Genomic DNA, 22,211 nt, shown 5'->3' with positions numbered 1-22,211 from the left:
AGGCTCCGCGGCTCTCTGGTAGGTGTGTTCGAAATCTCAGACATTGGTCAGGACTTCGAACGGCAAGATAGGGAGGGGGCGACGGCGCGTCAATGGGTCGCGCGGCCACGGACGGGACGGAGAGCGGTCGGGGATGGGCGAGTTCTGGCCGGTGCCGGACACACTGGCGTATCTGGCCGGGCGGTGGCGGGTGTCGCGGACCGTGCGCGACCTCGCCGGCGGCGCGGAAGGGGAGTTCGCCGGGACCACCGCGTTCGGCGCGCTGGAGGGGGGCGGGCTGCTGCACCGCGAGACCGGCGCCTTCACCTGGCACGGCGTCACCCGGCCGGCCGAGCGGACCCTGCGGTTCCTGCCGGGGCCGGACGGCACGGCCGACGTGCGGTTCGCGGACGGGCGGCCGTTCCACGACCTCGACCTGAGGCCGGGACGGCATGTCGCCGACCATCCGTGCTCGGCCGACCTCTACCGGGGCGAGTTCACCGTCCGCGACGCCGACCACTGGCGGACCGTGTGGCGGGTGCGCGGCCCCGCCAAGGACCTCGTGCTGCGCACGGACTACGCGCGCGAGTGCTGAGCGGACGCCCCGTCGAACCGCAGGTTCCAGCGACCGGCCCGGCCCGTCACGGCCGTCGTCGACAGTGGCCGGACGTCGATGTTCCAGTAGCTCCGGAGCGGCGCCTTCAGGACGTACACCAGGGCGGCCCGGATCACGGACGGCTCGGCGACCGCGACCACCCGGCAGCCGTCCTCGACGGGCCGGGTGTCGAGCCAGCCGCCGACCCGGGAGATGAAGTCCACCAGCGACTCACCGCCGTGCGGCGCGGTCCGCGGATCGGTGAGCCACGCGTCCACCGCCTCCGGCTCACGAGCCATGGCCTCGCCCAGGGTCAGTCCGCGCCAGCGGCCCATGTCGCAGTCGCGCAGGCCCAGCTGGACGAGCGGCGCGTAACCGAGGCCCTCCCCCGTCGCACGGCTGCGCGGGGCGGGTGAGCAGTAGCGCAGGTCGGCCGCGGCGAGCGGCAGCAGCTCCGGGGCCACCCGCTCCACCTCGCTCCAGCCGGCCTGGTCCAGCGGCCGGTCGTCCTCGAAGCGCTCGGCCGGCGGCACGGAGCTGCGCGCGGCGGCGACGAACGTGACCCGAAGTGACATGCGGCGATCGTGAGCGTCGCAAGTACGCAGGTCAAGAGGTGTTGTTCGCCAGTTACCGACGGTATGCCGGCGTTCACGGCCCGGAGGCGTTCGCCGCGGGCTTTCGCCGGGCCGGCCCCGTCACCGGCTGAAGACGAGGGCCATCCAGTGCTCGGGCCGTTCCAGCGGCGCGAAGCCGTGCCGGGCGTACACCTCGTGGGCGTCGTGCGTGGCGAGGACCACGCGCCGCACCCCGAAGTCCCGTGTCTGCTCCCGCACGGCGCCCACGAGCGCGCCGCCGATGCCCTTGCCGCGCACCGACGGGTCGACGTACACGTCGCAGAGCCAGGCGAAGGTCGCCCGGTCGGTGACGACCCGGGCATAGGCGACCTGCTCCCCCGACACCGTGTCGTGGACGCCGAAGTTCAGCGACCCGTCGATCGCGCGGTCCTGCTTCTCGCGCGGGCGGCCCAGGGCCCAGTACGCGTCGGTGGACAGCCACCGGTGCACCCGTTCGCGGTCGAGGCGGGCGGGGTCGGTGGAGATCTCGTAGCCCTCGGGCAGAGGCGGGGTGGCGTTCATGGCGCGATGCTCGCAGGCCGCCCGAGGGCCCGTCGAGGAGTTATCCGAGCACCTCGTCGCGGGCCGCCCGCAGCCGCCGTACGCCCTCCGCGATCTCCCCGGTGCCGGCGACGGCGGCGAAGCCGAGCCGCAGATGGGCGGCCGGGGGCTCGGCGCTGAAGTACGGGCGGCCCGGGGCGACCGCGACGCCGGTGCGCAGGGCGGCCGCCACCAGGGCCGGCTCGTCCACACCGTCGGGCAGGCGCGGCCACAGGTGGTAGCCGCCGGACGGCACGTGGGCCAGGGTCAGTTCGGGCAGGTGCAGGGCGAGCGCGGAGGTCATCGCGTCCCGCCGGGCCCTCAACTCCGCCGAGACGGCCCGCAGATGGCGCGGCCAGGCGGCTGAACCGACGAGCTCCAGCGCGGCCTCCTGCAACGGCCGCGGCACGAAGAAGGTGTCGACGACCTGGATGGCCCGCAGCCGCTCCAGCACCGGACCCCGGGCGGCCAGGGCGCTCACCCGGAAACTCGGGGAGGTCGCCTTGGTGAGGGAGGAGACGTGGACGACCACGCCGTCGGGGTCGTCGGCCGCCAGCGGGCGCGGCAGCGGCCCGGAGTCCTCGTGCACCAGGCGCCGCACGAAGTCGTCCTCGACGACGAACGCCCCGGCCTCGCGGGCGATGCGCAGCACCTCGGCGCGCCGTCCGGGCGCGAGGACGGCGCCGGTCGGGTTCTGGAAGAGGGGCTGGCACACGAAGGCCGGGGCGCCGGTGGCCCGGAAGGCGTCGGCGAGCAGCGCCGGGCGGACCCCGTCGGCGTCCACCGGGACGGGCACCGGGCGCAGTCCCGCGGCGCGGGCGATGGCGAGCATGCCGGGGTAGGTCGGCGACTCCACCAGGACCGGGGCGCCCGGCGGGGCGAGGGCGCGCAGGGCGGTGGTGAGAGCGGACTGCCCGCCGGAGGTGATCAGCACCTCGGCGGCCGTGACGGAGCCGCCGATGCTGCGTGCGAACCACTCCCGCAGCTCGGGCAGGCCCTCCATGGGCGGCCGTCCCCACGCCCCGGGGCGGCGGCCCGCTCGCGACAGGGCCGCGGCCATCGCCCGCTCGGGCTGGAGCGAGGGGTGCAGATAGCCGCCGTTGAACTCGATCACCCCGGGTGGTGGCGCGGCCAGGGACACCAGCACCCCGGAGGCGTCCACCGAGCGGGGCACCAGGTCGGCGGCGCCCTCCGCGCTGAGGGCGACCTCCTGCCAGGAGGTGTCCCCCGCCGGAGCCGGCCCCGTCCGGGCCTGCGCGCGGAACGCGCCCGCGCCGGGGCGGGTGACCACCAGTCCTTCGGCGGCCAGTTGCGCCAGCGCCCGTGAGACGGTCACCGGGCTCACCCGGAACCGCTCGACGAGCGCCCGGCTCGACGGCAGCTTTCCACCAGGAGAGTAGCGGTCCAGCTCCCGCCGAAGCCGTTCCGCCAGTTCACCTACACTGCTACGCTCTTGCATGAGAGCAGAGAGTAGCGCTACTGCGGACACCGGGATAGCGGTCGGCGCCCCGGCGCCCGGTACGGCGGATCACCGGTCCGCGACCGGCGCACGGGGCACGGCCGGTGCGCGGCGCGCAGCCCGCGCCGGAGGCGGGCGGCCCGCGCGCGGCCCCGGGACGGACCGTGCCGGGTACGGGACCCTCCAGGCCGCCCTGGGGGTCATCGCCTTCTCCCTCACCTTCCCCGCCACCGCCTGGGGTCTGGAGGGGTTCGGTCCCTGGTCGCTGGTGGCCGTGCGCAGCGTCCTCGCCGCGGTGATCGCGGGCGGTGCCCTGCTGGCACTGCGGGTGCCGCTGCCCGCCCGTCGCCACTGGCCAGGGCTCGCCGTCGTCGCCGCCGGGGTCGTCCTCGGATTCCCGTTGCTGACCACGCTGGCGCTCGGGACGTCGACCACCGCGCACGCCGCCGTCGTGGTCGGGCTGCTCCCCCTCACCACCGCCGTCTTCTCCGCCCTCCGCGTCGGCACCCGGCCCTCGCGGACGTTCTGGTGCGCGGCCCTGGCGGGCGCGGCGGCGGTCCTGGCCTTCACCGCGCAGCAGAGCGGCGGCGCCCTGACCACCGCCGACCTGTACCTCTTCGCGGCACTGCTGGTGTGCGCGGCTGGCTACACCGAGGGCGGCCGGCTGGCCCGGGTCATGCCGGGCTGGCACGTGATCGGCTGGGCGCTGGTGCTGTGCCTGCCGCTGACGGTACCCGTCGCGGCCCTCGCCCTGGCGCACGAGCCGGTGCGGCTCACGGCCCACAGTGTGGCCGGGCTGCTCTGGGTCGCGGCCGGCTCGCAGTTCCTCGGACTGGTCGTCTGGTACCGCGGGATGGCGGCCGTCGGCATCCCGAAGGCCAGCCAGTTGCAGCTGGCGCAGCCCCTGCTCACACTGGTGTGGTCGGTGCTGCTGCTGGGCGAGCACCTGACGGTGGCCGCCCCGCTGACGGCCGCGGCGGTGCTGGTGTGCATCGCCGTCACACAGCGGGCCCGCGGCTGAGGGACGACGTCCGGCCCCCGGCCCGTGGGGGCCCGCGCCGCGGACCCGAGGCCGTGGACCGGCGCTGCACCCCTCGTGAGGAGGTCCCGATGCACGCAACCGTGGGCGACCGGCTGGTCCAGCACGGCAGGGTGGTCGGTCAGCACGACAAGGTCGGCGAGATCGTGGAGGTCCTCGGCGACGAGGGCGGTCCCCCGTACCGCGTCCGGTTCGAGGACGGGCACGAGGGAGTGTGCTCGCCCGGGCCCGACACCGAGATCCGGCACCGGGAGACCACCACCGGTCCCTGACCCGGCGGCTCAGCGCGGTGGGTCGGCCGGCAGCCCGTAGTGGTCGGCCACCACCCTCGCCATCGCCCCGATCCGGTCGGCCGCCACGTCCCGGGCGGCGAAGTAGACGTGCCCGCGCACCGGCGCGTGCTCCGCGGCGAGCGTCAGGTGCCGGGACAGCTCGGCCGGCTGCTGCCAGGCCGCCGGCTGCGCCGGGTCACCCGCCTTGTAGAGCGCCTCCCCCAGGTATAGCTGCGTCGAGCTGCCGCGCGCGATCTCCGCCCACCAGGGCACCAGCTTTGCGTAGTCGGCGGCGGCGAAGCCGATGTTCCAGTACAGCTGCGGCACGATGTAGTCGATCCAGCCCTCCCGCACCCAGGTGCGGGTGTCCGCGTAGAGGTCGTCGTACGTCTCCACACCGGCCCGGGTGTCCGAACCGGCCGGGTCGGTCGAGGAGTTGCGCCACACGCCGAAGGGGCTGATGCCGAAGGCGGTCCCGGGGCGGAGCTCCTTCACCCGGTCCGCCGTCTCGCGCACCAGCCGGTCGATGTTGTCCCGCCGCCACGCGGCCCGGTCGGGGAAGCCGCCGCCGTGCTCGTCGTAGGCGTCGTCGTCGTCGAAGCTCTGCCCGGCCACCGGGTACGGGTAGAAGTAGTCGTCGAAGTGGACGCCGTCCACGGGGTAGCGGGCCACCGCGTCGAGCATCGCGTCCTCGACGAACGCGCGGACCTCGGGCATCCCCGGGTTGTAGAAGAGTTTCCCGCCGTAGGCGACCACCCAGTCGGGGTTCTCCCGGGCCGGGTGGGAGGCGACGAGCCGGCCGGGGTCCGCGTGGGCGGCGACCCGGTACGGGTTGAACCAGGCGTGCAGCTTCAGGCCCCGGGCGTGGGCCTCCTCGACGGCCGTGCCCAGCGGGTCCCAGCCCGGGTCCCTGCCCTGCGTGCCGGTGAGGTACTGCGACCAGGGCTCGTACGGCGAGGGCCACAGGGCGTCCGCGGTCGGGCGCACCTGGAAGAACACCGTGTTGAGCCGGTTGCGGACGGCCGTGTCGAGGTGGGTGAGCAGCTCCGAGCGCTGCTGCGCGGCACTGAGCCCGGGCTTGGAGGGCCAGTCCCGGTTGGCGACGGTGGCGAGCCACACCCCCCGCATCTCGGTGGCCGGCGCCCCGCCCCTGCGGCCGGACGCGGCCGCCGCGGGGGGCATCATCGTGAAAGCCGACAGCGCCGCCACGGCGAACGCCCTGCGTGAGACTCGTCCCATCCGCATGCCCCAAAAAGCCGCGGATCCGCACCGTCGCGGATCGCTCCGGGCCCAGCATGCCCGAACCTGAGCCGCCCCCCGCGATCGATCATCGATACTTGGCGGTAACGTGCACGAACGGAGCAGGCGCCGGGACCCGGCCGGCCTGCCGGTCGTGGATCAGCAGCGAAAGGGACGATGTGACGGACATCCCAGCGGGAGACATTGCACGCGTCGGAGTCGTGGGCTGCGGTCAGATGGGCGCGGGGATCGCCGAAGTGTGCGCCCGCGCCGGCCTGGACGTCATGGTCGCCGAGACCACCGGCGAAGCGCTGGAGATCGGCCGCACCCGGCTGTTCACCTCCCTGGCCAAGGCAGCCGAGCGCGGCAAGATCACCGAGGAGGAGCAGGAGGCCACGCTGGCCCGCCTGAGCTTCACCACGGACCTCGGCGAATTCGCCGACCGTGACCTGGTGATCGAGGCCGTCGTGGAGAACGAGCAGGTCAAGACCGAGATCTTCCAGGTCCTGGACCAGGTCGTGACCCGGCCGGACGCCATCCTGGCCTCCAACACCTCCTCCATCCCGCTGGTGAAGCTGGCGGTGGCGACCTCGCGGCCCGACCAGGTCATCGGCGTCCACTTCTTCAACCCGGCCCCGGTGCAGAAGCTCGTCGAGCTGATCCCCGCCCTCACCACCTCCGAGGGGACGATCAGCCGCGCCCAGCTGTTCACCGAGAAGCTGCTCGGCAAGCACGCGATCCGTGCCCAGGACCGTTCCGGCTTCGTGGTCAACGCGCTGCTCATCCCGTACCTGCTCTCCGCGATCCGGATGTTCGAGACCGGCATCGCCAGCCGCGAGGACATCGACAACGGCATGGAGATGGGCTGCGCCCACCCCATGGGCCCGCTCAAGCTGTCCGACCTCATCGGCCTGGACACGGTCGCCTCGGTCGCGCAGTCGATGTACGAGGAGTACAAGGAGCCGCTGTACGCCGCTCCCCCGCTGCTCCAGCGCATGGTCGACGCGGGCCGGCTGGGCCGCAAGTCGGGCTCCGGCTTCTACACCTACTCCTGACCCTCCCCAGCGCACTCCACCCCGGCCCTCCCCGCGAGGCCGGTTACGGACGGTCAGATTTCGGCCATGCGACGGGCCCGGCACCTCCCTTGGTGCCGGGCCCGCGGCATTCACACACCGTGTGCGCGCCGGGCTCGCATATGCCCTCCGCACACTCTCCCCAGGCGCCCACCAGGCGAGTTGACTCCTCATGCGCATGCAAGGGATGTGAAGCGACTACGGAAAGGAGCGGAATCGTGACCGTCGATCCCGAGCATCCCGTCGTTCAAGGAGAACTCGCAGAGTTACGGCGCCGCCTCGACGTGGCCTACGCACGCGTCGAGGGCGGGCTGGCCCTGCTCAGCCATCGCACCGAGGAGACCGCCAAGGAACTCGACGACCTGAACACCCGGATCCACTCGCTCGAACACGCGCGCTGGCCACTGCCGACCGTCGCCGCCCTCACCGCCGTGGGTGCCCTCGTCGTGACGATCTGGCAGGCGCTCGGGCGCTAGGCGGCGCCGGGTCGGGGCAGCGTGTCGTGTCCGAGCCTGAGATGGTGCAGCAGGAGTAACGCGGCCGCCATGTTGGCGGCCGGGACCTCGCCGCGGGCGACCATGTCGGGGACGAGCTTGAGGGGCACCCACTCCCGGCGGTCCGACTCGAAGTCGTCCACGGGGTGCCCGACGTAGTCGCCCTCGTCGGCCCAGTACACGTGGTGCCGGGCGTCGGTGAGCCCGTTGGACGGCTCCACGCTCATGAGGTGGCGCAGGGGTCCCGGCCGCCAGCCGGTCTCCTCCTCCAGTTCGCGGGCCGCCGCCCGGGCGACGTCCTCACCGTCCTCGACCACTCCCGCCGCGAGTTCCCACCCCCAGCTGTCGGTGATGAAGCGGTGCCGCCACAGCAGCAGCACCTCGTTGGCCTCGTTGACGACCGTGGCCACCGCGACGGGCCGCAGCCGTATGAGGAAGTGGTCCAGGTGCCGGCCGTCCGGTAGTTCGACATCCGCGAGATTGACGCTGAACCAACGGTTTGAGTACACAGCCTGTTCGTTGTGTTTCGTCCACTGCACGGTTCTGCCACCTTCCGTCGAGTAAGTGGCAATATCGCAGCAGGGACGGTCGGGCAGCAGGCGCACGGGAAGCGGCTCGGAGCGGTCCGGGCGGCCGCCGCCCGGGTCTACAACGGTACGCGCAGCGCCCCGTCGATGAGTTCGGCCGCCTCCGAGGTGCCGGCGCACCCGTTGCGGACCAGGTGCTCCCGCACCGCGCGCAGCCGGTCGCGCAGCCGCTGGGACTCCATGCCCCGGGCCTGCTCGGCCATCTGCACGGCGATCGCCACCGCCTTGTCGGCGTTGCCCTGGCGCAGCTCGATGGTGCTCAGCATGGCCAGCCGGTGCACCCGGCCGCGGTCGTGCGCCGGGTTGTCCACGGCGGCCGCGGCATGCTCCCCGGCGGCCGCGATCTCCCCGAGGCTGAGCAGGGCCTCCGCCACCTGGACGTTGACGAGCCCCGGCTGGACATAGCCGGTCTCGTCGGGCTCGTAGCCGCGCCGGATGCGCTCGGCGGCCTGCTCGGCCCGCCGGATGCGGGACAGGGCGCTCGTGCCGTCGCCCAGGTGCGCGTAGGCCTTGGCCTGCATCGCGTACAGGTCGGAGGCGAGCGCCGGGGTGATGTGCCTGCCGGCGGTGCGCAGCGCGGCCTCCGCGAAGGCGACGGCCTGGCGGTACTCCCGCATGAACAGCGACTGGTTGACCAGCAGGGCGATGACGTACGCCCCGAGTCCACGGTCGCCGCTGGCCTTCGCCAGGCGCAGTGCCTGGTGGAAGTAGCGCTGAGCCAGCCCGTGCGCGTCGGAGTCGTAGGCGCAGATGCCGGCGACCGCCACCAACCCCCCTGTGGCACGGTGCAGTTGACGGCCCGTCTCGTCGGTGTAGCTGCCGCGCAGCAGCGGGGCGGCCTCGGAGTTCAGGAAGCCGACGATCCGGGCGCGCGTGGCGATGCCGCCGGCCTTGCGGTACATCTGCTCGTAGTGCGTGCGCGCGGCCCGCAGCATCTCCAGGTCGTCCGGAGTGACCCGGTGCCGGCCGCCGCGTGAGACGTCCACGTCCTCGGGCGGGTTCTCCCATTCCCACACCGGCATCACGGCGGGCGTGCCGGTGAGGGCGGGCGCGCCCAGTATGTGGGGTCGCTGCTGCTCGTCGGAGCGCCACAGCGCGGTGGCCCGCTCCACGAAGCCGGACAGCGAGCCGGTGTGCGGGGCGGACGGCTCTCCGGGCACGCCGAGCCCGATGTCGTCGAGGGTGACCGGCCGCTGGAGCCGGGCGGCGAGCACCTCGCAGATGAGGTCGGGCACCTGGCCCCGGGGCCGCTGCCCCTTCAGCCAGCGCGCGACCGCGGTGTGTTCGTAACGCAGGGTCAGACCCCGTGCCCGGCCCGCCTGGTTGACGTGGGCGGCCAGTCCCGCGTGGGAGACGCCCGCCTCGTCCAGGATCGCGTCGAGCAGAGTGTTGGGCTGCATGTGGCCCCCCGGGTGGCTCGGTGCGGTCAGGTTAGTGGCTCCGGATTCACACGGGGTGTGAACGGAGTACCCGAATCCGGGCTGTGTGCACGCTGTCGCTCTGCGTCGCGGTCCGGTTGACTGAGTTGCCTCGAAAGAGGCCGGCCGGGCCGCCGGCTCCCCCTCGTACAGTGCGGCGGCCCGCTTGAGCCGTCCGCCCCGCCGCCTGCCCGACACTCCGTGGCGGGGCGGGCGGCCTCGCCGGCGACGCCGTCCTCACCGCGGTGCCACCGGCGCGTCGCCGGCCGCGGCCGCGGGGCAGCCGGTGCCGCGGTCCCCGAGGGGCGTGCTGCGGCCGTTGGCGAGCAGGAGCAGGGCGATGTCGTCGGCCGGTTCGCCGCGGGTGTGGTGGTGCAGGGCGGTGGTGACCCGGGCGAGGACCGGCCGGGGGGTGCGCGGCTCGTCCCGCGCCGCGCTCTCCAGCACGGCCTGGAGCGGGAAGAACCGGCCGCGGGCGTCCCGCGCGTCCTGGGCGCCGTCCGTGAAGAGGAACAGGCCGTCGCCGGAGCGCAAATGCCCCAGGCCGACGGCGGGCAGGCCGGTGTCCGGCAGCGGGAACAGCCCCAGGGGCGGGTACGGGTCACCGGCGGCGAGCTGCTCCACCTCGGGGCCGCGCAGCCGGTAGGGCCACGGATGGCCGCAGTTCAGGGCGCGGATCTCGCCGTCGGTCCGGATCTCCACGAGCAGCAGGGTCACGAACTCCTCGAGGTCGCCGGTGGGATGCTCCTGGCGCAGATGCCGCTCCAGGGCGCGCTCCAGCCGGCGCAGCACGCCGCCGAGGTCCTTCTCGTCGTGCGCGGCCTCGCGGAAGCAGCCGAGCACGGCGCAGACGGTGCCGAGCGCGCCGATCCCGTGCCCGCGGACATCGCCCATCACGACCCGGACCCCGTACTCGGTGGCGGCGACCTCGTACAGGTCGCCCCCGATCGCCGCCCCGCGCTCGGCCGACACCTGGACGGCGGCGACGTCCAGCCCATCGACCTGGGACGGCGGCGGCCGCAGCAGCGCGCTCTGCGCGGCACCCGCGACCCGGCGCAACTGCCGCAGCTCACGCGTCAGCGACCGCCGGGCGTGGAGGATCAGCCCGGTGCCCACCGCGAAGAAGACGGCGCTGGTGAGCATGCGGGCCGGCAGCCCGGCCGCTTGCGCGAGCGGACAGGCGAGCTTGTACGTGACGGCTGCCGCGCCCCACACCACCGGCAGCGCGAGGCAACGCACCCGGCCCCTGACGCGGATCATGCCGACGGCCCCCCATCAGGCCCCTGACACACGGAATCGGACCGGCCCGAGAAGGCCGGTCCGATTCTGTGGGACGGTTCGCCCGAAAAGGCAGGGCCACCCACCTTTACCACTCAAAAGAGTGAGGTGACCCGCCCCGGCGCTAGCTCCGCAGTTCGGCCCCCACCCGCTCACCGGCGAGCGCGACGGCCGCGTCCCGAGCCGCGGACGCCTCGTCCACGGTCAGCGTCCGGTCGGCCGCCCGGAACCGCAGGGCGTAGGCGAGCGACTTGCGGCCCTCGCCGAGCTGCTCCGCGTTCTCGTACACGTCGAACAGCCGGACGGACTCCAGGAGTTCACCCGCACCGTCGCGCAGGGCCGCCTCGACGTCGGCGGCCGGCACGGCCGTGTCGACGACCAGGGCGACATCCTGCGTGGCCACGGGGAACGTGGAGATCCGGGGCGCCTCCAGCGCGGTGTCGCCGGCCGCCTGCACCGCGTCGAGGTCGATCTCCATCGCGCAGCTGCGCGCGGGCAGGCCCAGCGCCTTCACGACGCGGGGGTGCAGCTCGCCCGCGTGGCCGACGACCCGCTCGGCGCCGTCCACGACGACCACCAGCTCGGCGCACCGGCCCGGGTGCCACGGCCCGTACTGCCCCTGGCGGACGACCAGGTCGGCGCCCGCCTCGCGGGCGACCGTGCGGGCGGCCTCCACCGCGTCGGCCCAGTCGGCCGGACGGCCCTTGCCCCACCAGCCGGCCTGCTCGCGCGCACCGGTCAGGACGACGGCCGCGTGCCGCGGCTGCTCGGGCAGCGCCGCGTTCAGCTCGGCGAGCTCCGCGTCGGAGGGACGCCGGTCGACGGGCAGGACGGCGGCGGTGCGCTGCTCCTCACCCGGCAGGAAGACCAGGCCGGTCTCGAACAGCGCGAGGTCGTGCGAGCCGCGGCCGTCGTTGCGGCGCAGTGCGGCGAGCAGGCCCGGCAGCAGCGAGGTGCGCAGCGCGGGCTCCTCGTCGTTCAGCGGGTTGCTGAGCTTCACGACGCGGCGGGCCGGGTCGTCCGCCTCCAGGCCGAGCTGGTCGAAGACCTGCTCGCTGATGAAGGGGTAGTTGAGCGCCTCGACGTAACCGGCACCGGCCAGGGCCCGGCCCACCCGGCGGTGCAGCCGCTGCCGGGCCGTCAGGCCGAGGCCGGCCGGCGGCTTGGGCAGCGTGGAGGGCAGGTTCTCGTAGCCCTCCAGCCGGATGACCTCTTCGGCCAGGTCGTTCGGGTCGGTGAGGTCGGGCCGCCAGGACGGCGCGGTGACGATGAGCTCGTCCTGCCCGTACACGTCGCAGCCGATCTCCTGGAGCCGCCGGACGACCGTCTCGCGGCCGTAGACGACGCCGGCGACCTTGTCCGGGTGGTCGGCGGGGAGGGTGATGGTGTGCGGGGCGCCCGGGGCGAGGACCTCGGTGACGCCGGCCTCGGCGGTGCCGCCGGCGAGCAGGACCAGCAGGTCGACGGTGCGCTGCGCGGCGGCAGCGGCGGCCTGCGGGTCGACGCCGCGCTCGAAGCGCCGGGACGCCTCGGACGAGAGCTTGTGGCGCCGGGCGGTGCGCGCGATCGACACCGCGTCGAAGTGCGCGGCCTCGATGACCACGTCGGCCGTGGCGTTCTCCACGTTGTCGTGGTCGGCGATCTCCGTGTTCGCGCCGCCCATGACGCCGGCCAGCCCGATCGGGCCGCGGTCGTCGGTGATCACCAGGTCCTCGGCGTCCAGCGTGCGCTCGACGCCGTCGAGGGTGGTGAGCTTCTCGCCCTGCTCGGCCCGGCGCACCCCGATGGTGCCCTGGACGAGGGAGCGGTCGTAGGCGTGCAGCGGCTGCCCGAGCTCCATCATCACGTAGTTGGTGACGTCGACGGCGAGCGAGATCGGGCGCATGCCGACCTTCTGCAGCCTGCGCCGGAGCCAGATCGGCGAGCGCGCCTCGGGGCTCAGGCCGGTCACCGTGCGGGCGGTGAACCGGTCGCAGCCCGTGGGCTCGGAGATGCGCACCGGGTAGCCGTAGGCGTTCGGCCCGGGCACGTCGATCAGGGCCGGGTCGCGCAGCGGCAGGCCGTAGGCGATGGCGGTCTCGCGGGCCACGCCGCGGATGGACAGGCAGTCGCCGCGGTTGGCGGTGACGGCGATGTCGAGGACCTCGTCGACCAGTTCCAGCAGCTCGACGGCGTCCCGGCCGACCTCGGTCTCCGGCGGCAGCACGATGATGCCCTTGGTGCCGTCGTCGCCCATGCCCAGCTCGTCGCTGGAGCAGATCATGCCGTGCGAGTTGCGGCCGTAGGTCTTGCGCGCGGAGATGGCGAAGCCGCCCGGCAGGGTGGCGCCGGGCAGGACGACGACGACCTTGTCGCCGACGGCGAAGTTGCGGGCGCCGCAGACGATCTCCTGCGGCTCGCCCGTGCCGTTGGCCCGGCCGACGTCGACGGTGCAGAAGCGGATCGGCTTCTTGAAGCCCTCCAGCTCCTCGATGGTCAGCACCTGGCCGACCACGAGCGGGCCCTTGAGGTCGTGGCCGAGCTGCTCGACCGTCTCGACCTCCAGACCGGCCGAGATGAGCTTGGCCTGGACGTCACGGCCGGTCTCGGTGGCCGGCAGGTCGACGTACTCCCGCAGCCAGGAAAGCGGGACCCGCATCAGATCTCCATCCCGAACGGCCGGGTGAACCGGACGTCACCCTCGACCATGTCTCGCATGTCTTCGACGTTGTGGCGGAACATCAGCATCCGTTCGATGCCGAACCCGAAGGCGAAGCCGCTGTACTTCTCCGGGTCGACGCCGCAGGCGCGCAGCACGCGCGGGTTGACCATGCCGCAGCCGCCGAGCTCGATCCACCCCTCGGAGGAGCAGGTGCGGCAGGGGCGGTCCGGGTTGCCGACGGACGCGCCGCGGCAGACGTAGCAGACCATGTCCATCTCGGCGGACGGCTCGGTGAAGGGGAAGAAGTTGGGCCGCAGCCGCGTCTTCATGCCCTCGCCGAACAGGGCCTTGACCATGTGGTCCAGCGTGCCCTTGAGGTCGGCCATCGTCAGGCCCTCGTCGACGGCGAGCAGCTCGACCTGGCGGAAGACCGGGGTGTGCGTGGCGTCCAGCTCGTCGGTGCGGTACACCACGCCGGGGCAGATCACGTAGACCGGCAGCTCACGGTCGAGCAGCGAGCGGATCTGCACGGGCGAGGTGTGGGTGCGCAGGACGACGCCGGAGTCGGGGCCGCCGTCCGCGTCCTGCACGAAGAAGGTGTCCTGCTCGCCGCGGGCCGGGTGGTCGGGGCCGATGTTGAGGGCGTCGAAGTTGAACCACTCCGCCTCGGCCTCGGGTCCTTCGGCGACCTCGTAGCCCATGGCCACGAAGACGTCCTCGATGCGCTCCGACAGCGTGGTCAGCGGGTGGCGGGCACCGGCGGCGACACGGTCGTAGGGCAGGGTGACGTCCACCGCCTCCTCGACCAGCACGCGCGCGTCCCGCTCCGCCTCCAGCTCGGCCTGGCGGGCGGCGAGGCCCTTGTTGACGGCGCCTCGGGCCTGGCCCACCAGCTTTCCGGCGGCGGCCTTGGCGTGCGGCGGCAGGGCGCCGATCTCGCGGTTGGCGAGCGCCAGCGGGGAGGTGCCGCCGGTGTGGGCGACCTTGGCCTCCTGGAGCGCGTCGAGGGAGTCCGCGGCGGCGAAGGCGGCGAGCGCCTCGTCCCGCATGCGCTCGATCTCTTCCGGTTTCAACGCCTCGACCTCTACCGGGTCGTACGACTTATTCGGTGCCGACATCTCTTCCCGTGCTTCCGATTGGCTGGCTGAAGGTCCCCGTCACCGACTCGTGGACGGCTCGTCACGGCTTTCGGGACACAAAGGTGCCAATGGCCGAGTCTAACGGGGCGGAGGTGTGCGAATGCGCCCGTGGTCCTCAGGCGAGATACGCCGGGGCCGCCACGGGCAACGTAAATCGGAACTCGGCCCCGGCGCCGGGGGCGCGGCCGACCGTGATGGTGCCGCCGTGGGCCTCGACGATGCCCTTGACGATGTACAGCCCGAGGCCGGTGCCACCGCGCTTGCTGCCCCGCCAGAAGCGGGTGAAGACGCGGTTCATGGACTCCTCCGGGATGCCGGGCCCCTCGTCGCTCACCGTGACCGACGTGGCTGCGTTCTCGGCGTACTCGCCCTCGCGGAGGGACGCCGTGGCCGTGATGTCGATCGTGACAGTTCCCTCACCGTGCCGCACGGCATTTTCGAGCAGGTTGCTGAGCACCTGGTCGATCTTGTCGGGGTCGGCCCACAGGTCGGGCAGCGGCTGCTGGACGCGCAGCAGGAACCGGTCGGCGGGCTGGCCGGCGGCGACGTGGGCCTGGATGTGGCGTCCGACGGCGGCACCGATGTCGACGGGCTGGCGGCGCACCTCCAGGCGGCCGGAGTCGATGCGCGAGATGTCGAGCAGCTCGGCGATCAGCCGGGTGACGCGGTCGGCGTCGGCGTCGACGGTCTCCAGCATCAGCCGCTTCTGGTCGTCGGTGAAGCGCTCCCACTTGGCGAGCAGGGTGGCGGTGAAGCCCTTGACGGAGGTGAGCGGGGAGCGCAGTTCGTGGGCGACGGTGGCGATCAGCTCGGCGTGGCTGCGCTCGGTGCGGCGGCGGGCCTCGGTGTCGCGCAGGGTGACCACCAGGCGCCGCAGGGGTCCGGTGGGCCGGGTGCGCACGTAGCGCGCGCAGACCAGGACCTCGCGGCCGCCGGGCAGCAGCAGGTTCCGCTCCGGCTGCCCGACCCGGATGGCCAGACCGCCGTACGGGTCGGTCAGCGGCCACCAGCGCCGGCCCTCGAGGTCCTCCAGCGGCAGGGCCTTCTCCAGCGGCTGCCCGAGGACGTCGCGGGCGCGTACGGCGGTGACGCGCTCGGCGGCGGCGTTGAAGCAGATGACGCGGCCCTCTTCGTCGGCGACGACGAGCCCGTCGGGCAGGTCGTCGGGGTCGATGCCGAGGCCGCCCGGGTCACCGGAGGGCCGGGGCGCGGCGGGCGGGTTCCCGGCGTCCCGGGCCCCCGGTGCGCTGCTCGTGCCGACGCTCATCCCCGTCCCCCACCTCCAAGGCTCCGCAGAGGGGTCCCCGAGCTGGTCACCCTACTGGTTCCCGGTGACGGAGCGGCACCCTCCGGCGGCACGCTGTGCACGCGCCGACGCATACAGACATACGGCGGCGGCGGTGGCGAGGTTCAGGCTCTCGGCCTTCCCGTGGATCGGGACGCGCACCACGGCGTCGGTGAGGGTGCGGGTCTCCTCCGGCAGGCCCCAGGCCTCGTTGCCGAAGAGCCAGGCGGTCGGCCCGCCCATGGTGCCCTTGTCGAGCTCGTCGTCGAGGTCGCGGTCGCCGGCCCCGTCGGCGGCCAGCACCCGGATCCCGGCGGCGCGCAACCGCTCCACCGCGTGCTCGACGGGGACGCCGACGGCGACGGGCAGGTGGAACAGGGAGCCCACGGAGGCGCGGACGGCCTTGGGGTTGTACACGTCGACGGAGGCGTCGGTCAGCACGACGGCCTCGGCGCCGGCGGCGTCGGCGCAGCGCAGGACGGTGCCGGCGTTGCCGGGGTCGCGGACGTTGGCGAGGAGCGCGACCAGTCGGGGGCGGCCGGCGAGGACCTCGTCGAAGGGCGTGTCCAGGAACCGGCAGACGCCGACCAGGCCCTGGGGGGTGACGGTGGTGGAGATGTCGGCGATGACCTGCTCGGAGGCGAGGTGCACCCGCGCCCCGGCGTCCCGGGCGGCCCCCACGATGTCGGCGTGGCGGTCGGCGGCCTCGGGGGTGGTGAACAGCTCCACCAGGGTGGCCGCGTCCCGGGCCCGGTGCCCGGCCGCCTCCCGCACCGCCTGCGGCCCCTCGGCGAGGAACAGCCGCTCCTTCCCCCGGAAGTTCCGCTTGGCCAGCCGCCGGGCGGCGGAGACGCGGGGCGAACGGGGGGAGATGAGCTCGGGGGTGGCAGGGGACATCCTGTTCGCTTTCTCGGTAGCTGCACAGCAGGACCCGCAGGCCGTTCGGCCTGCGGGTCCTGTCAGTCACATCGGCTCGATGCCGGCGTCAGGCCGCCTTGGGGGCGTTGACGTCGCTCGGCAGCGCCTTCTGGGCGACCTCGACGAGCGCGGCGAACGCACCGGCGTCGTTGACGGCCAGCTCGGCCAGGATCTTGCGGTCGACCTCGATGTTCGCGGCCTTCAGACCCTGGATGAAGCGGTTGTAGGTCATGCCGTTGGCGCGGGCAGCGGCGTTGATGCGCTGGATCCACAGCTGACGGAAGTCGCCCTTGCGCTTCTTGCGGTCGTTGTAGTTGTAGACCAGCGAGTGGGTGACCTGCTCCTTGGCCTTGCGGTACAGGCGCGAACGCTGACCGCGGTAGCCGGAGGCCTGCTCGAGGATCGCCCGGCGCTTCTTGTGGGCGTTGACTGCCCGCTTGACGCGTGCCACTTCTTAACTCCTTGTAGCGGGGCCGTGGGGGTCCTCACACGGCCCGAAATCGATTGGGTCCCGGTCCTGACGTGCGGCGCTCACGCGCCGGGCGTCACTTGCCGAGAAGCTTCTTGATCTTCGCGGCGTCGCCCGGGGCCATCTCGGCGTTGCCGGTGAGGCGACGCGTCACACGGGACGACTTGTGCTCGAGCAGGTGGCGCTTGCCGGCGCGCTCGCGCAGCACCTTGCCGGAGCCGGTGATCTTGAAGCGCTTGCTGGCACCGCTGTGCGACTTGTTCTTCGGCATAGCGCCGTTCTCTCCTCGTCGGTGGCGCTCCGGTGCCCGGTCGTGAAACCGGGCACGGTGGAGCGTCGTCTTGTTTCGGTTGCTTCCTGGGACTCGCGTCCCGGGGGTCACGCCTCGGCGGGCTCCTCGGCCGGCGCCTCGGCGTCCGCGGCGTTCTGCGACTTGCCGGGGTTGGCCTTCGCGTCCGCCTTGCGGGCTTCCTGCGCCTGACGAGCCTCGGCCATCGCCTCGGTCTTCTTCTTGTGCGGACCGAGAACCATGATCATGTTGCGGCCGTCCTGCTTCGGGTTCGACTCGACGAAACCGAGGTCCTGGACGTCCTCCGCGAGACGCTGCAGCAGTCGGTAGCCCAGCTCGGGCCGGGACTGCTCGCGACCACGGAACATGATCGTGATCTTGACCTTGTCGCCCTGCTTGAGGAACCGGACGACGTGACCCTTCTTGGTGTCATAGTCGTGCGGGTCGATCTTCGGCCGGAGCTTCATCTCCTTGATGACCGTGTGCGCCTGGTTCTTGCGCGCCTCACGGGCCTTCATGGCCGACTCGTACTTGAACTTCCCGTAGTCCATGAGCTTGCACACGGGCGGACGGGCGTTCGCCGCGACCTCGACCAGGTCCAGGTCGTACTCCTGCGCAAGCTCCAGTGCCTTGGCCAGGGGGACGATGCCCACCTGCTCGCCACTGGGACCGACAAGTCGCACCTCGGGAACGCGAATCCGGTCGTTGATGCGGGGCTCGGCGCTGATGGATCCTCCTCGGTAGCACCACGCGACGGTCTGGCGGACGGCCGCGTAACGTCTCTGTTCGACAGACCTAACCGCGCCGAAGCACAAAAAATGCCCCGGACGATTCCCAGGCGGGGCTCCTCGAACTACCGGAGCACCGCCGCGGGATCCGCGGGGCGCGCTTTCGGACGGACCGCCGCCGCTGGGACGGGGTCGTCTGACCGGTGACCCGCCGCCCTGGGGGTGGTCGGGTGGGAGTTCGAAAGCCTCCACTTGTGGGCCGGGCTCGCGGGCCGTGAGGCATACGGGTCCGACCGGTCGTTACACGAGGTTACCAGCAATGGCCAGGAACGGCTAATTCAGGCGCCCGGGCCCTGGTGCGGCACGCGCCCGTGGTGCGCCTATCGTGTGGGGCATGAGTGAGACCCCTGCTGAGTCCTCGGCGAACCCCGACTTCGACGCCATGGCCCGCGACATCGCCGAGGTCCCGGCGGTCGAGGTGATCGTGACGGTCGCCGTCAACCTGATGAGCGCCGCGGCCGTGAAGCTCGGTCTGACCGAGGAGGGCGAGAAGCACAAGGACCTGGACGAGGCCCGCAAGCTGGTGCACGCCCTGGCCGGTCTGCTGGACGCCACCGCGACCGAGATCAGCTCCTTCCACGCCGCGCCCCTGCGTGACGGCCTGAAGTCGCTGCAGCTGGCGTTCCGCGAGGCCTCCCTCGTGCCCGACGAGCCGGGCCAGGGCCCGGGCGAGAAGTACACGGGCCCGGTCTACGGCTAGCAGGTCGCGACGGCCGGCAGGTCGTGCGGCGCACGCCGCTCAGCGCACGAAGAGGGGCTCGCCCGGGGGCGTCGCCTCGGCCGGCAGGAGTGCCAGGTCGAGGCCGCGCACCAGGCGGGCCCTCAGCGTTGCGTCGGCGGCCAGGCGCTCGGCGACGGCCCGCGCGGCCTCGGCCGGGTCCGCGGACGGGTCCAGGACCAGGGCCAGGGTGCCGTCGGCCTGCCCGGGGCCGAGGTGGGCGCGCAGCACGGCCGGCTCGGCGGCGACGGCCTCGCGCACGGCGCCGACGACGGCCGGGTCCGCGAGCGGATCGGCGGTGGCGCGGCCCTCGGCGAGGGCGAGCAGTGCGGAACCGGTCAGTTCGAACGGCACCGGCCCGGCCAGGTCGAGCACGACCGTGTCCGCCTTCTCGTGCGCGGCGGCCTGGAGCGCCTGGTGCAGCGGTACGGCGACGGGACGGGCGGCGGGGTCCCAGCGGGCGAGGGAGTCCGTGGAGGTGAACGCGGGCAGGGCGGTGCGGTTCCCGGCCTTGAGGGTCGGTACGGCCATGTCGCTGGTCTTCTCGCGGCGCAGCCCGTTCTCGTCCTCCTCGACCTCGCCGAGCACGGCCACCACGGGGACCAGCAGGCGGGCGCCCTTGAGCGCCTCCAGCACGGGTCCGACGGCGGTGCGGTCGGCGGACCAGGCGGCCAGGGCCGCGCTCAGCCGGGGATCGGCGGAGCCGTCGTCGTCGGAGAAGCCGGGGTCGGGGATGTTCTTGTTCGCCACGGTCGTCGAGCCTATCGGCCGGGCACCGGGGCGCCCGCGGCGGCTCAGTGCTCCTCGCGCCCCGTGCGCCGGCCGCGCCACAGCACGACCGCGGCGACCAGGAGGACACCGCCCGTGCCGCCCGCGAGGGGACCGGCCCAGGCGGCCGTGCCGTCGCCGCGGGTGGCGGCGTCCGGTCCGCTGCCGAAGTACTTGTCGCCGTACGAGGCCGCGCGCAGGCCCTCGGGCTTCAGCCGGGCGGCGGCCCTGATGGCGGCGGCCGGGTCGATGAAGCCGAAGCCCCGGGAGTCGTCGCGGCCGCCCGCCGGGGCGTTGCGGGCGGTCCGCTCCAGCAGCGACTTGACCTGGGCCGGGGTCAGGTCCGGGTGGGCCGCCTTGACCAGGGCGGCGGCGCCGGAGACGAACGCGGCGGCGGCGCTGGTGCCCCAGCCCTCGTAGTACTTGCGGTCCGGGTCGGCGATGACGACGTCGACGCCGGGGGCGCTGACGGTGGCGTACCAGCGGCGGGTGGAGAACGAGGCGCGGGTCCCGGCGCGGTCGACGGCGGTGGCGGCGACGACGCCCGGGTAGGCGGCCGGGTAGGAGATGTGGTCGCCCTTCTCGCCGCCGTTGCCGGCGGAGGCGACGACCACCACGCCCTTGTCCAGGGCGTACTGGATGGCCTGGTCCTCGGTGGGTTCGGGGTGCGCGGAGGCGGAGTCGTCGCCGAGGGACAGGTTGATGACGTCGGCGCCGTGGTCGGCGGCCCAGCGGATGCCCTCGGCGAGGGCGTTGCCGCGGGTGGTGCGGGCCTTGGCGCGGGAGGGGTCGCCGTCCTCCAGGATCACGCGCACGGGGAGGATCTTCGCCTCGGGTGCGATGCCGAGGACGCCGTCGGTGTCCCCCGGGCCGTGTCCGTGGCCGGCGATGATCCCGGCCATGGCGGTGCCGTGCCGGGCCCAGGCGCGGTTGCCGGGCTTCGCGCCGAAGCCGACCAGGTCCTTGCCGGTGAGGACGTTGCCGGCCAGGTCGGGGTGGTCGGCGTCGACGCCGGTGTCCAGGACGGCGACGGTGACGCCCTCGCCCTTCGTCGTCCGCCAGGCCTCGTCGGTGTGCATGGCGTCCAGGGCCCACTGCTGGGCGCGGATGCCGTCGGCGTGGGCCGTGGCGGCGGGCAGCAGGACCAGGGCCGTGGTGAGCAGGGCGCCGAGGGCCGTCGCCCGGCGGCGCCGGGCGGTCCGGGTGCCCGCCCGGGGGGCGGGGGTGGCGTCCGTCGGGTGCGGGGTGGGGTCCGTCACGACGGCTGCTCCGTGGCCGAGCGGGCGTTCCTGCGCAGGTCGCGTTCGATACGGTCGGCGAGGCCCTGCGCCTCGTGGCCGAGCCCGGCCTGGCCGACGGCGGAGGGGGTGTCGGTCGCCACGGCGTCCCCGGTGGGCTGCGGGGTGTCGACGGTGCGGCCGTCGGCCCAGCCGGAGACCGCGTACACGACGACCGGCGCCTCGGTCAGCACGGAGACGGTCCAGGACGCGCGCTGGGCGGCGCCGAAGCCGGCGGCGGGGGTGCCCTTCGCCGCGTACGGCAGGGGCATCAGGTCGTCGCGGCGGTCCAGGCGCTCGTTGCGGAAACGGTTCGCGAGTGCGGTCATGCCCGGGGCGTCGGCCGTGGTGAAGAGCAGGCCGACGGTCGTCACGTGGCTCTCGGTGGCGTCGGTGTACGTGGCGCGCAGGAGGCGTTCGCAGCCGACGGGTGCCAGGGCCTTGCGCAGCAGCGGGTCGAACGCGTCCCGGCAGCCGCTGTCCGGGGCGACGGCGACCCGGGTCCAGGAGCGGTCGGCTCCGCCGGGTCCGGCGCCGCGGCCCTGCACCGTGGGCGGGAACAGCCGGTCGACGGGCACGTTGTGCCACATGCCGGCGGCCGCGCCGAACGCGCTGCGCGAGCCGGCCGCGTCGGAGTCCCCGACGAGCCAGCTGCCGGTGACCGCGCCGGAGATGAGGCCGAGGCCGAGCACCAGGCACACGGCGGCAGCGGCGGCCTGCGACACCCCGCGCCGCCGCAGCGGCCGGGGCCGCGCGTCGCCGTCGTACCCCTCGGGCTCCCCGAACGACACGACGGGCCGCACGGCCCCGGTACCGCCGCCGGGCGCGAGGGGCGCACTCCAGGACAACGCGGGATCGGGACCGGGCCGCTGCTCACCGGGCAGGGGCGCGGCGTGCGTCCCAGGCCCCCCGGGCGGCGAGCCTGCGGCAGCGGGGCGGGGGCCGGGCTGCGGCTCGTGCACGGGGCGCCGGGGCGTCGCGGCAGCAGTGCGGGCATCGGCCTGCTGCTCGTGGGCCGGGCGTCGGGGGGTCGCATCGGCGGGGCCGGGCTGCGGCTCGTGAGCGGGGCGTCGGGGGGGCGCGGCAGCAGTGCGGGCATCGGCCTGCGGCTCGTAGGTGCCGTGCGGCGCGCCTGCAGCAGCAGTGCGGGCATCCGCCTGCGGATCGTGAGCCGGGCGCCGGGAGGACGCAGCAACGGGGCCGGGCTGCGGCTCGTGGGCCGGGCGCCGGGAGGTCGCGGCAGCAGTGCGGGCATCGGCCTGCGGCTCGTAGGTGCCGTGCGGCGCGCCTGCAGCAGCAGTGCGGGCATCCGCCTGCGGATCGTGAGCCGGG

The 22,211-nt window shown here is 73.8% G+C and carries 23 protein-coding genes and 1 pseudogene; 7 read left to right on the top strand and 17 right to left on the bottom strand.

Annotated elements, in window-relative coordinates:
• Positions 1-133: 133 nt before the first annotated feature.
• Positions 134-574, top strand: coding sequence for a DUF6314 family protein (locus tag ACH4C6_RS23950; protein WP_398110629.1), 441 nt, complete (start codon positions 134-136; stop codon positions 572-574).
• On the opposite strand, the gene ACH4C6_RS23945 is transcribed toward ACH4C6_RS23950, so the two are convergent.
• The 3 genes from ACH4C6_RS23945 to ACH4C6_RS23935 all read right to left on the bottom strand — a co-directional run bounded on the left by ACH4C6_RS23945 (position 556) and on the right by ACH4C6_RS23935 (position 3,187).
• A complete protein-coding gene (locus ACH4C6_RS23945) occupies positions 556-1,149 on the bottom strand; it encodes a histidine phosphatase family protein (RefSeq protein ID WP_398110628.1) in 594 nt (197 codons plus the stop codon). The genes ACH4C6_RS23950 and ACH4C6_RS23945 overlap by 19 nt on opposite strands.
• Before the next feature lie 120 nt (positions 1,150-1,269).
• Positions 1,270-1,710 carry a GNAT family N-acetyltransferase gene (locus ACH4C6_RS23940; RefSeq protein ID WP_398110627.1) on the bottom strand — a complete coding sequence of 147 codons (441 nt, stop codon included), beginning with the start codon at positions 1,708-1,710 and terminating at the stop codon, positions 1,270-1,272.
• A gap of 40 nt (positions 1,711-1,750) precedes the next feature.
• Positions 1,751-3,187 (bottom strand): PLP-dependent aminotransferase family protein, encoded by a 1,437-nt coding sequence (locus tag ACH4C6_RS23935; protein ID WP_398110626.1) that lies wholly within the window; start codon positions 3,185-3,187, stop codon positions 1,751-1,753.
• On the opposite strand from ACH4C6_RS23935, the gene ACH4C6_RS23930 reads away from it, so the two are divergent.
• Together ACH4C6_RS23930 and ACH4C6_RS23925 are read left to right on the top strand one after the other, a co-directional pair.
• Positions 3,186-4,208, top strand: a complete 1,023-nt coding sequence (locus ACH4C6_RS23930; RefSeq protein ID WP_398110625.1) for a DMT family transporter — start codon at positions 3,186-3,188, stop codon at positions 4,206-4,208. The genes ACH4C6_RS23935 and ACH4C6_RS23930 overlap by 2 nt on opposite strands.
• An 89-nt stretch (positions 4,209-4,297) precedes the next feature.
• Positions 4,298-4,498, top strand: a complete 201-nt coding sequence (locus ACH4C6_RS23925; protein ID WP_369197385.1) for a DUF1918 domain-containing protein — start codon at positions 4,298-4,300, stop codon at positions 4,496-4,498.
• A 9-nt stretch (positions 4,499-4,507) separates the two neighbouring features.
• On the opposite strand, the gene ACH4C6_RS23920 is transcribed toward ACH4C6_RS23925, so the two are convergent.
• A complete protein-coding gene (locus ACH4C6_RS23920; RefSeq protein ID WP_398110624.1) occupies positions 4,508-5,743 on the bottom strand; it encodes a glycoside hydrolase family 10 protein in 1,236 nt (411 codons plus the stop codon).
• Positions 5,744-5,916: 173 nt separating this feature from the next.
• Between ACH4C6_RS23920 and ACH4C6_RS23915 the strand changes: the two genes are divergently transcribed.
• Together ACH4C6_RS23915 and ACH4C6_RS23910 are read left to right on the top strand one after the other, a co-directional pair.
• The gene (locus tag ACH4C6_RS23915) at positions 5,917-6,792 is read left to right on the top strand and encodes a 3-hydroxybutyryl-CoA dehydrogenase (RefSeq protein WP_398110623.1); all 876 of its coding nucleotides are present in this window, start codon (positions 5,917-5,919) and stop codon (positions 6,790-6,792) included.
• A gap of 236 nt (positions 6,793-7,028) precedes the next feature.
• Positions 7,029-7,286, top strand: coding sequence for a hypothetical protein (locus ACH4C6_RS23910; RefSeq protein WP_398110622.1), 258 nt, complete (start codon positions 7,029-7,031; stop codon positions 7,284-7,286).
• On the opposite strand, the gene ACH4C6_RS23905 is transcribed toward ACH4C6_RS23910, so the two are convergent.
• From ACH4C6_RS23905 to infC, 10 genes are all read right to left on the bottom strand, one after another.
• Positions 7,283-7,843 carry an NUDIX hydrolase gene (locus ACH4C6_RS23905; protein ID WP_398110621.1) on the bottom strand — a complete coding sequence of 187 codons (561 nt, stop codon included), beginning with the start codon at positions 7,841-7,843 and terminating at the stop codon, positions 7,283-7,285. The two genes, ACH4C6_RS23910 and ACH4C6_RS23905, sit on opposite strands and share 4 nt — an antisense overlap.
• Positions 7,844-7,950: 107 nt before the next feature.
• Positions 7,951-9,291 carry a transcriptional regulator gene (locus tag ACH4C6_RS23900; RefSeq protein WP_398110620.1) on the bottom strand — a complete coding sequence of 447 codons (1,341 nt, stop codon included), beginning with the start codon at positions 9,289-9,291 and terminating at the stop codon, positions 7,951-7,953.
• A gap of 255 nt (positions 9,292-9,546) precedes the next feature.
• Positions 9,547-10,569, bottom strand: a complete 1,023-nt coding sequence (locus tag ACH4C6_RS23895; RefSeq protein WP_398110619.1) for a PP2C family protein-serine/threonine phosphatase — start codon at positions 10,567-10,569, stop codon at positions 9,547-9,549.
• A gap of 142 nt (positions 10,570-10,711) precedes the next feature.
• Positions 10,712-13,225 carry a phenylalanine--tRNA ligase subunit beta gene (gene pheT, locus ACH4C6_RS23890; protein WP_398110618.1) on the bottom strand — a complete coding sequence of 838 codons (2,514 nt, stop codon included), beginning with the start codon at positions 13,223-13,225 and terminating at the stop codon, positions 10,712-10,714.
• On the bottom strand, positions 13,225-14,346 hold the full coding sequence (gene pheS / locus ACH4C6_RS23885; RefSeq protein ID WP_398110617.1) for a phenylalanine--tRNA ligase subunit alpha: 1,122 nt from the start codon (positions 14,344-14,346) through the stop codon (positions 13,225-13,227). The genes pheT and pheS overlap by 1 nt, the downstream gene beginning before the upstream one ends.
• A 136-nt stretch (positions 14,347-14,482) precedes the next feature.
• Entirely contained in the window at positions 14,483-15,634 is a 1,152-nt protein-coding gene (locus ACH4C6_RS23880) for an ATP-binding protein (protein ID WP_398110616.1), read from the bottom strand.
• Positions 15,635-15,685: 51 nt separating this feature from the next.
• A complete protein-coding gene (locus ACH4C6_RS23875; protein ID WP_398110615.1) occupies positions 15,686-16,549 on the bottom strand; it encodes a TrmH family RNA methyltransferase in 864 nt (287 codons plus the stop codon).
• 88 nt (positions 16,550-16,637) lie between these two features.
• The gene (gene rplT / locus ACH4C6_RS23870; protein ID WP_010045263.1) at positions 16,638-17,021 is read right to left on the bottom strand and encodes a 50S ribosomal protein L20; all 384 of its coding nucleotides are present in this window, start codon (positions 17,019-17,021) and stop codon (positions 16,638-16,640) included.
• 94 nt (positions 17,022-17,115) lie between these two features.
• Entirely contained in the window at positions 17,116-17,310 is a 195-nt protein-coding gene (gene rpmI / locus ACH4C6_RS23865) for a 50S ribosomal protein L35 (RefSeq protein WP_003977225.1), read from the bottom strand.
• Positions 17,311-17,417: 107 nt separating this feature from the next.
• On the bottom strand, positions 17,418-18,056 hold the full coding sequence (gene infC / locus ACH4C6_RS23860) for a translation initiation factor IF-3 (RefSeq protein WP_398110798.1): 639 nt from the start codon (positions 18,054-18,056) through the stop codon (positions 17,418-17,420).
• 394 nt (positions 18,057-18,450) lie between these two features.
• On the opposite strand from infC, the gene ACH4C6_RS23855 reads away from it, so the two are divergent.
• Positions 18,451-18,816 carry a DUF1844 domain-containing protein gene (locus ACH4C6_RS23855; RefSeq protein ID WP_376332612.1) on the top strand — a complete coding sequence of 122 codons (366 nt, stop codon included), beginning with the start codon at positions 18,451-18,453 and terminating at the stop codon, positions 18,814-18,816.
• Between the two features lie 39 nt (positions 18,817-18,855).
• Here the strand turns inward: ACH4C6_RS23855 and ACH4C6_RS23850 are convergent, their stop codons facing one another.
• The 3 genes from ACH4C6_RS23850 to ACH4C6_RS23840 all read right to left on the bottom strand — a co-directional run bounded on the left by ACH4C6_RS23850 (position 18,856) and on the right by ACH4C6_RS23840 (position 21,727).
• The gene (locus ACH4C6_RS23850) at positions 18,856-19,584 is read right to left on the bottom strand and encodes an SseB family protein (protein WP_398110614.1); all 729 of its coding nucleotides are present in this window, start codon (positions 19,582-19,584) and stop codon (positions 18,856-18,858) included.
• Between the two features lie 44 nt (positions 19,585-19,628).
• Positions 19,629-20,765 (bottom strand): type VII secretion-associated serine protease mycosin, encoded by a 1,137-nt coding sequence (gene mycP, locus ACH4C6_RS23845; protein WP_398110797.1) that lies wholly within the window; start codon positions 20,763-20,765, stop codon positions 19,629-19,631.
• Between the two features lie 92 nt (positions 20,766-20,857).
• Positions 20,858-21,727: a hypothetical protein gene (locus ACH4C6_RS23840; protein WP_398110613.1), complete on the bottom strand. Its 870-nt coding sequence runs from the start codon at positions 21,725-21,727 to the stop codon at positions 20,858-20,860.
• A 45-nt stretch (positions 21,728-21,772) separates the two neighbouring features.
• Here ACH4C6_RS23840 and ACH4C6_RS23835 point away from each other — a divergent pair.
• Positions 21,773-22,211: pseudogene (locus ACH4C6_RS23835) on the top strand (hypothetical protein); the annotation flags it as partial.

This window comes from Streptomyces sp. NPDC017943 (assembly GCF_044328425.1).
In the GTDB taxonomy this organism is placed as follows: Bacteria; Actinomycetota; Actinomycetes; order Streptomycetales; family Streptomycetaceae; genus Streptomyces; species Streptomyces djakartensis_A.
Note: the sequence above shows the minus strand (reverse complement) of the source record. Positions and strands in the feature narration are given on the sequence as shown.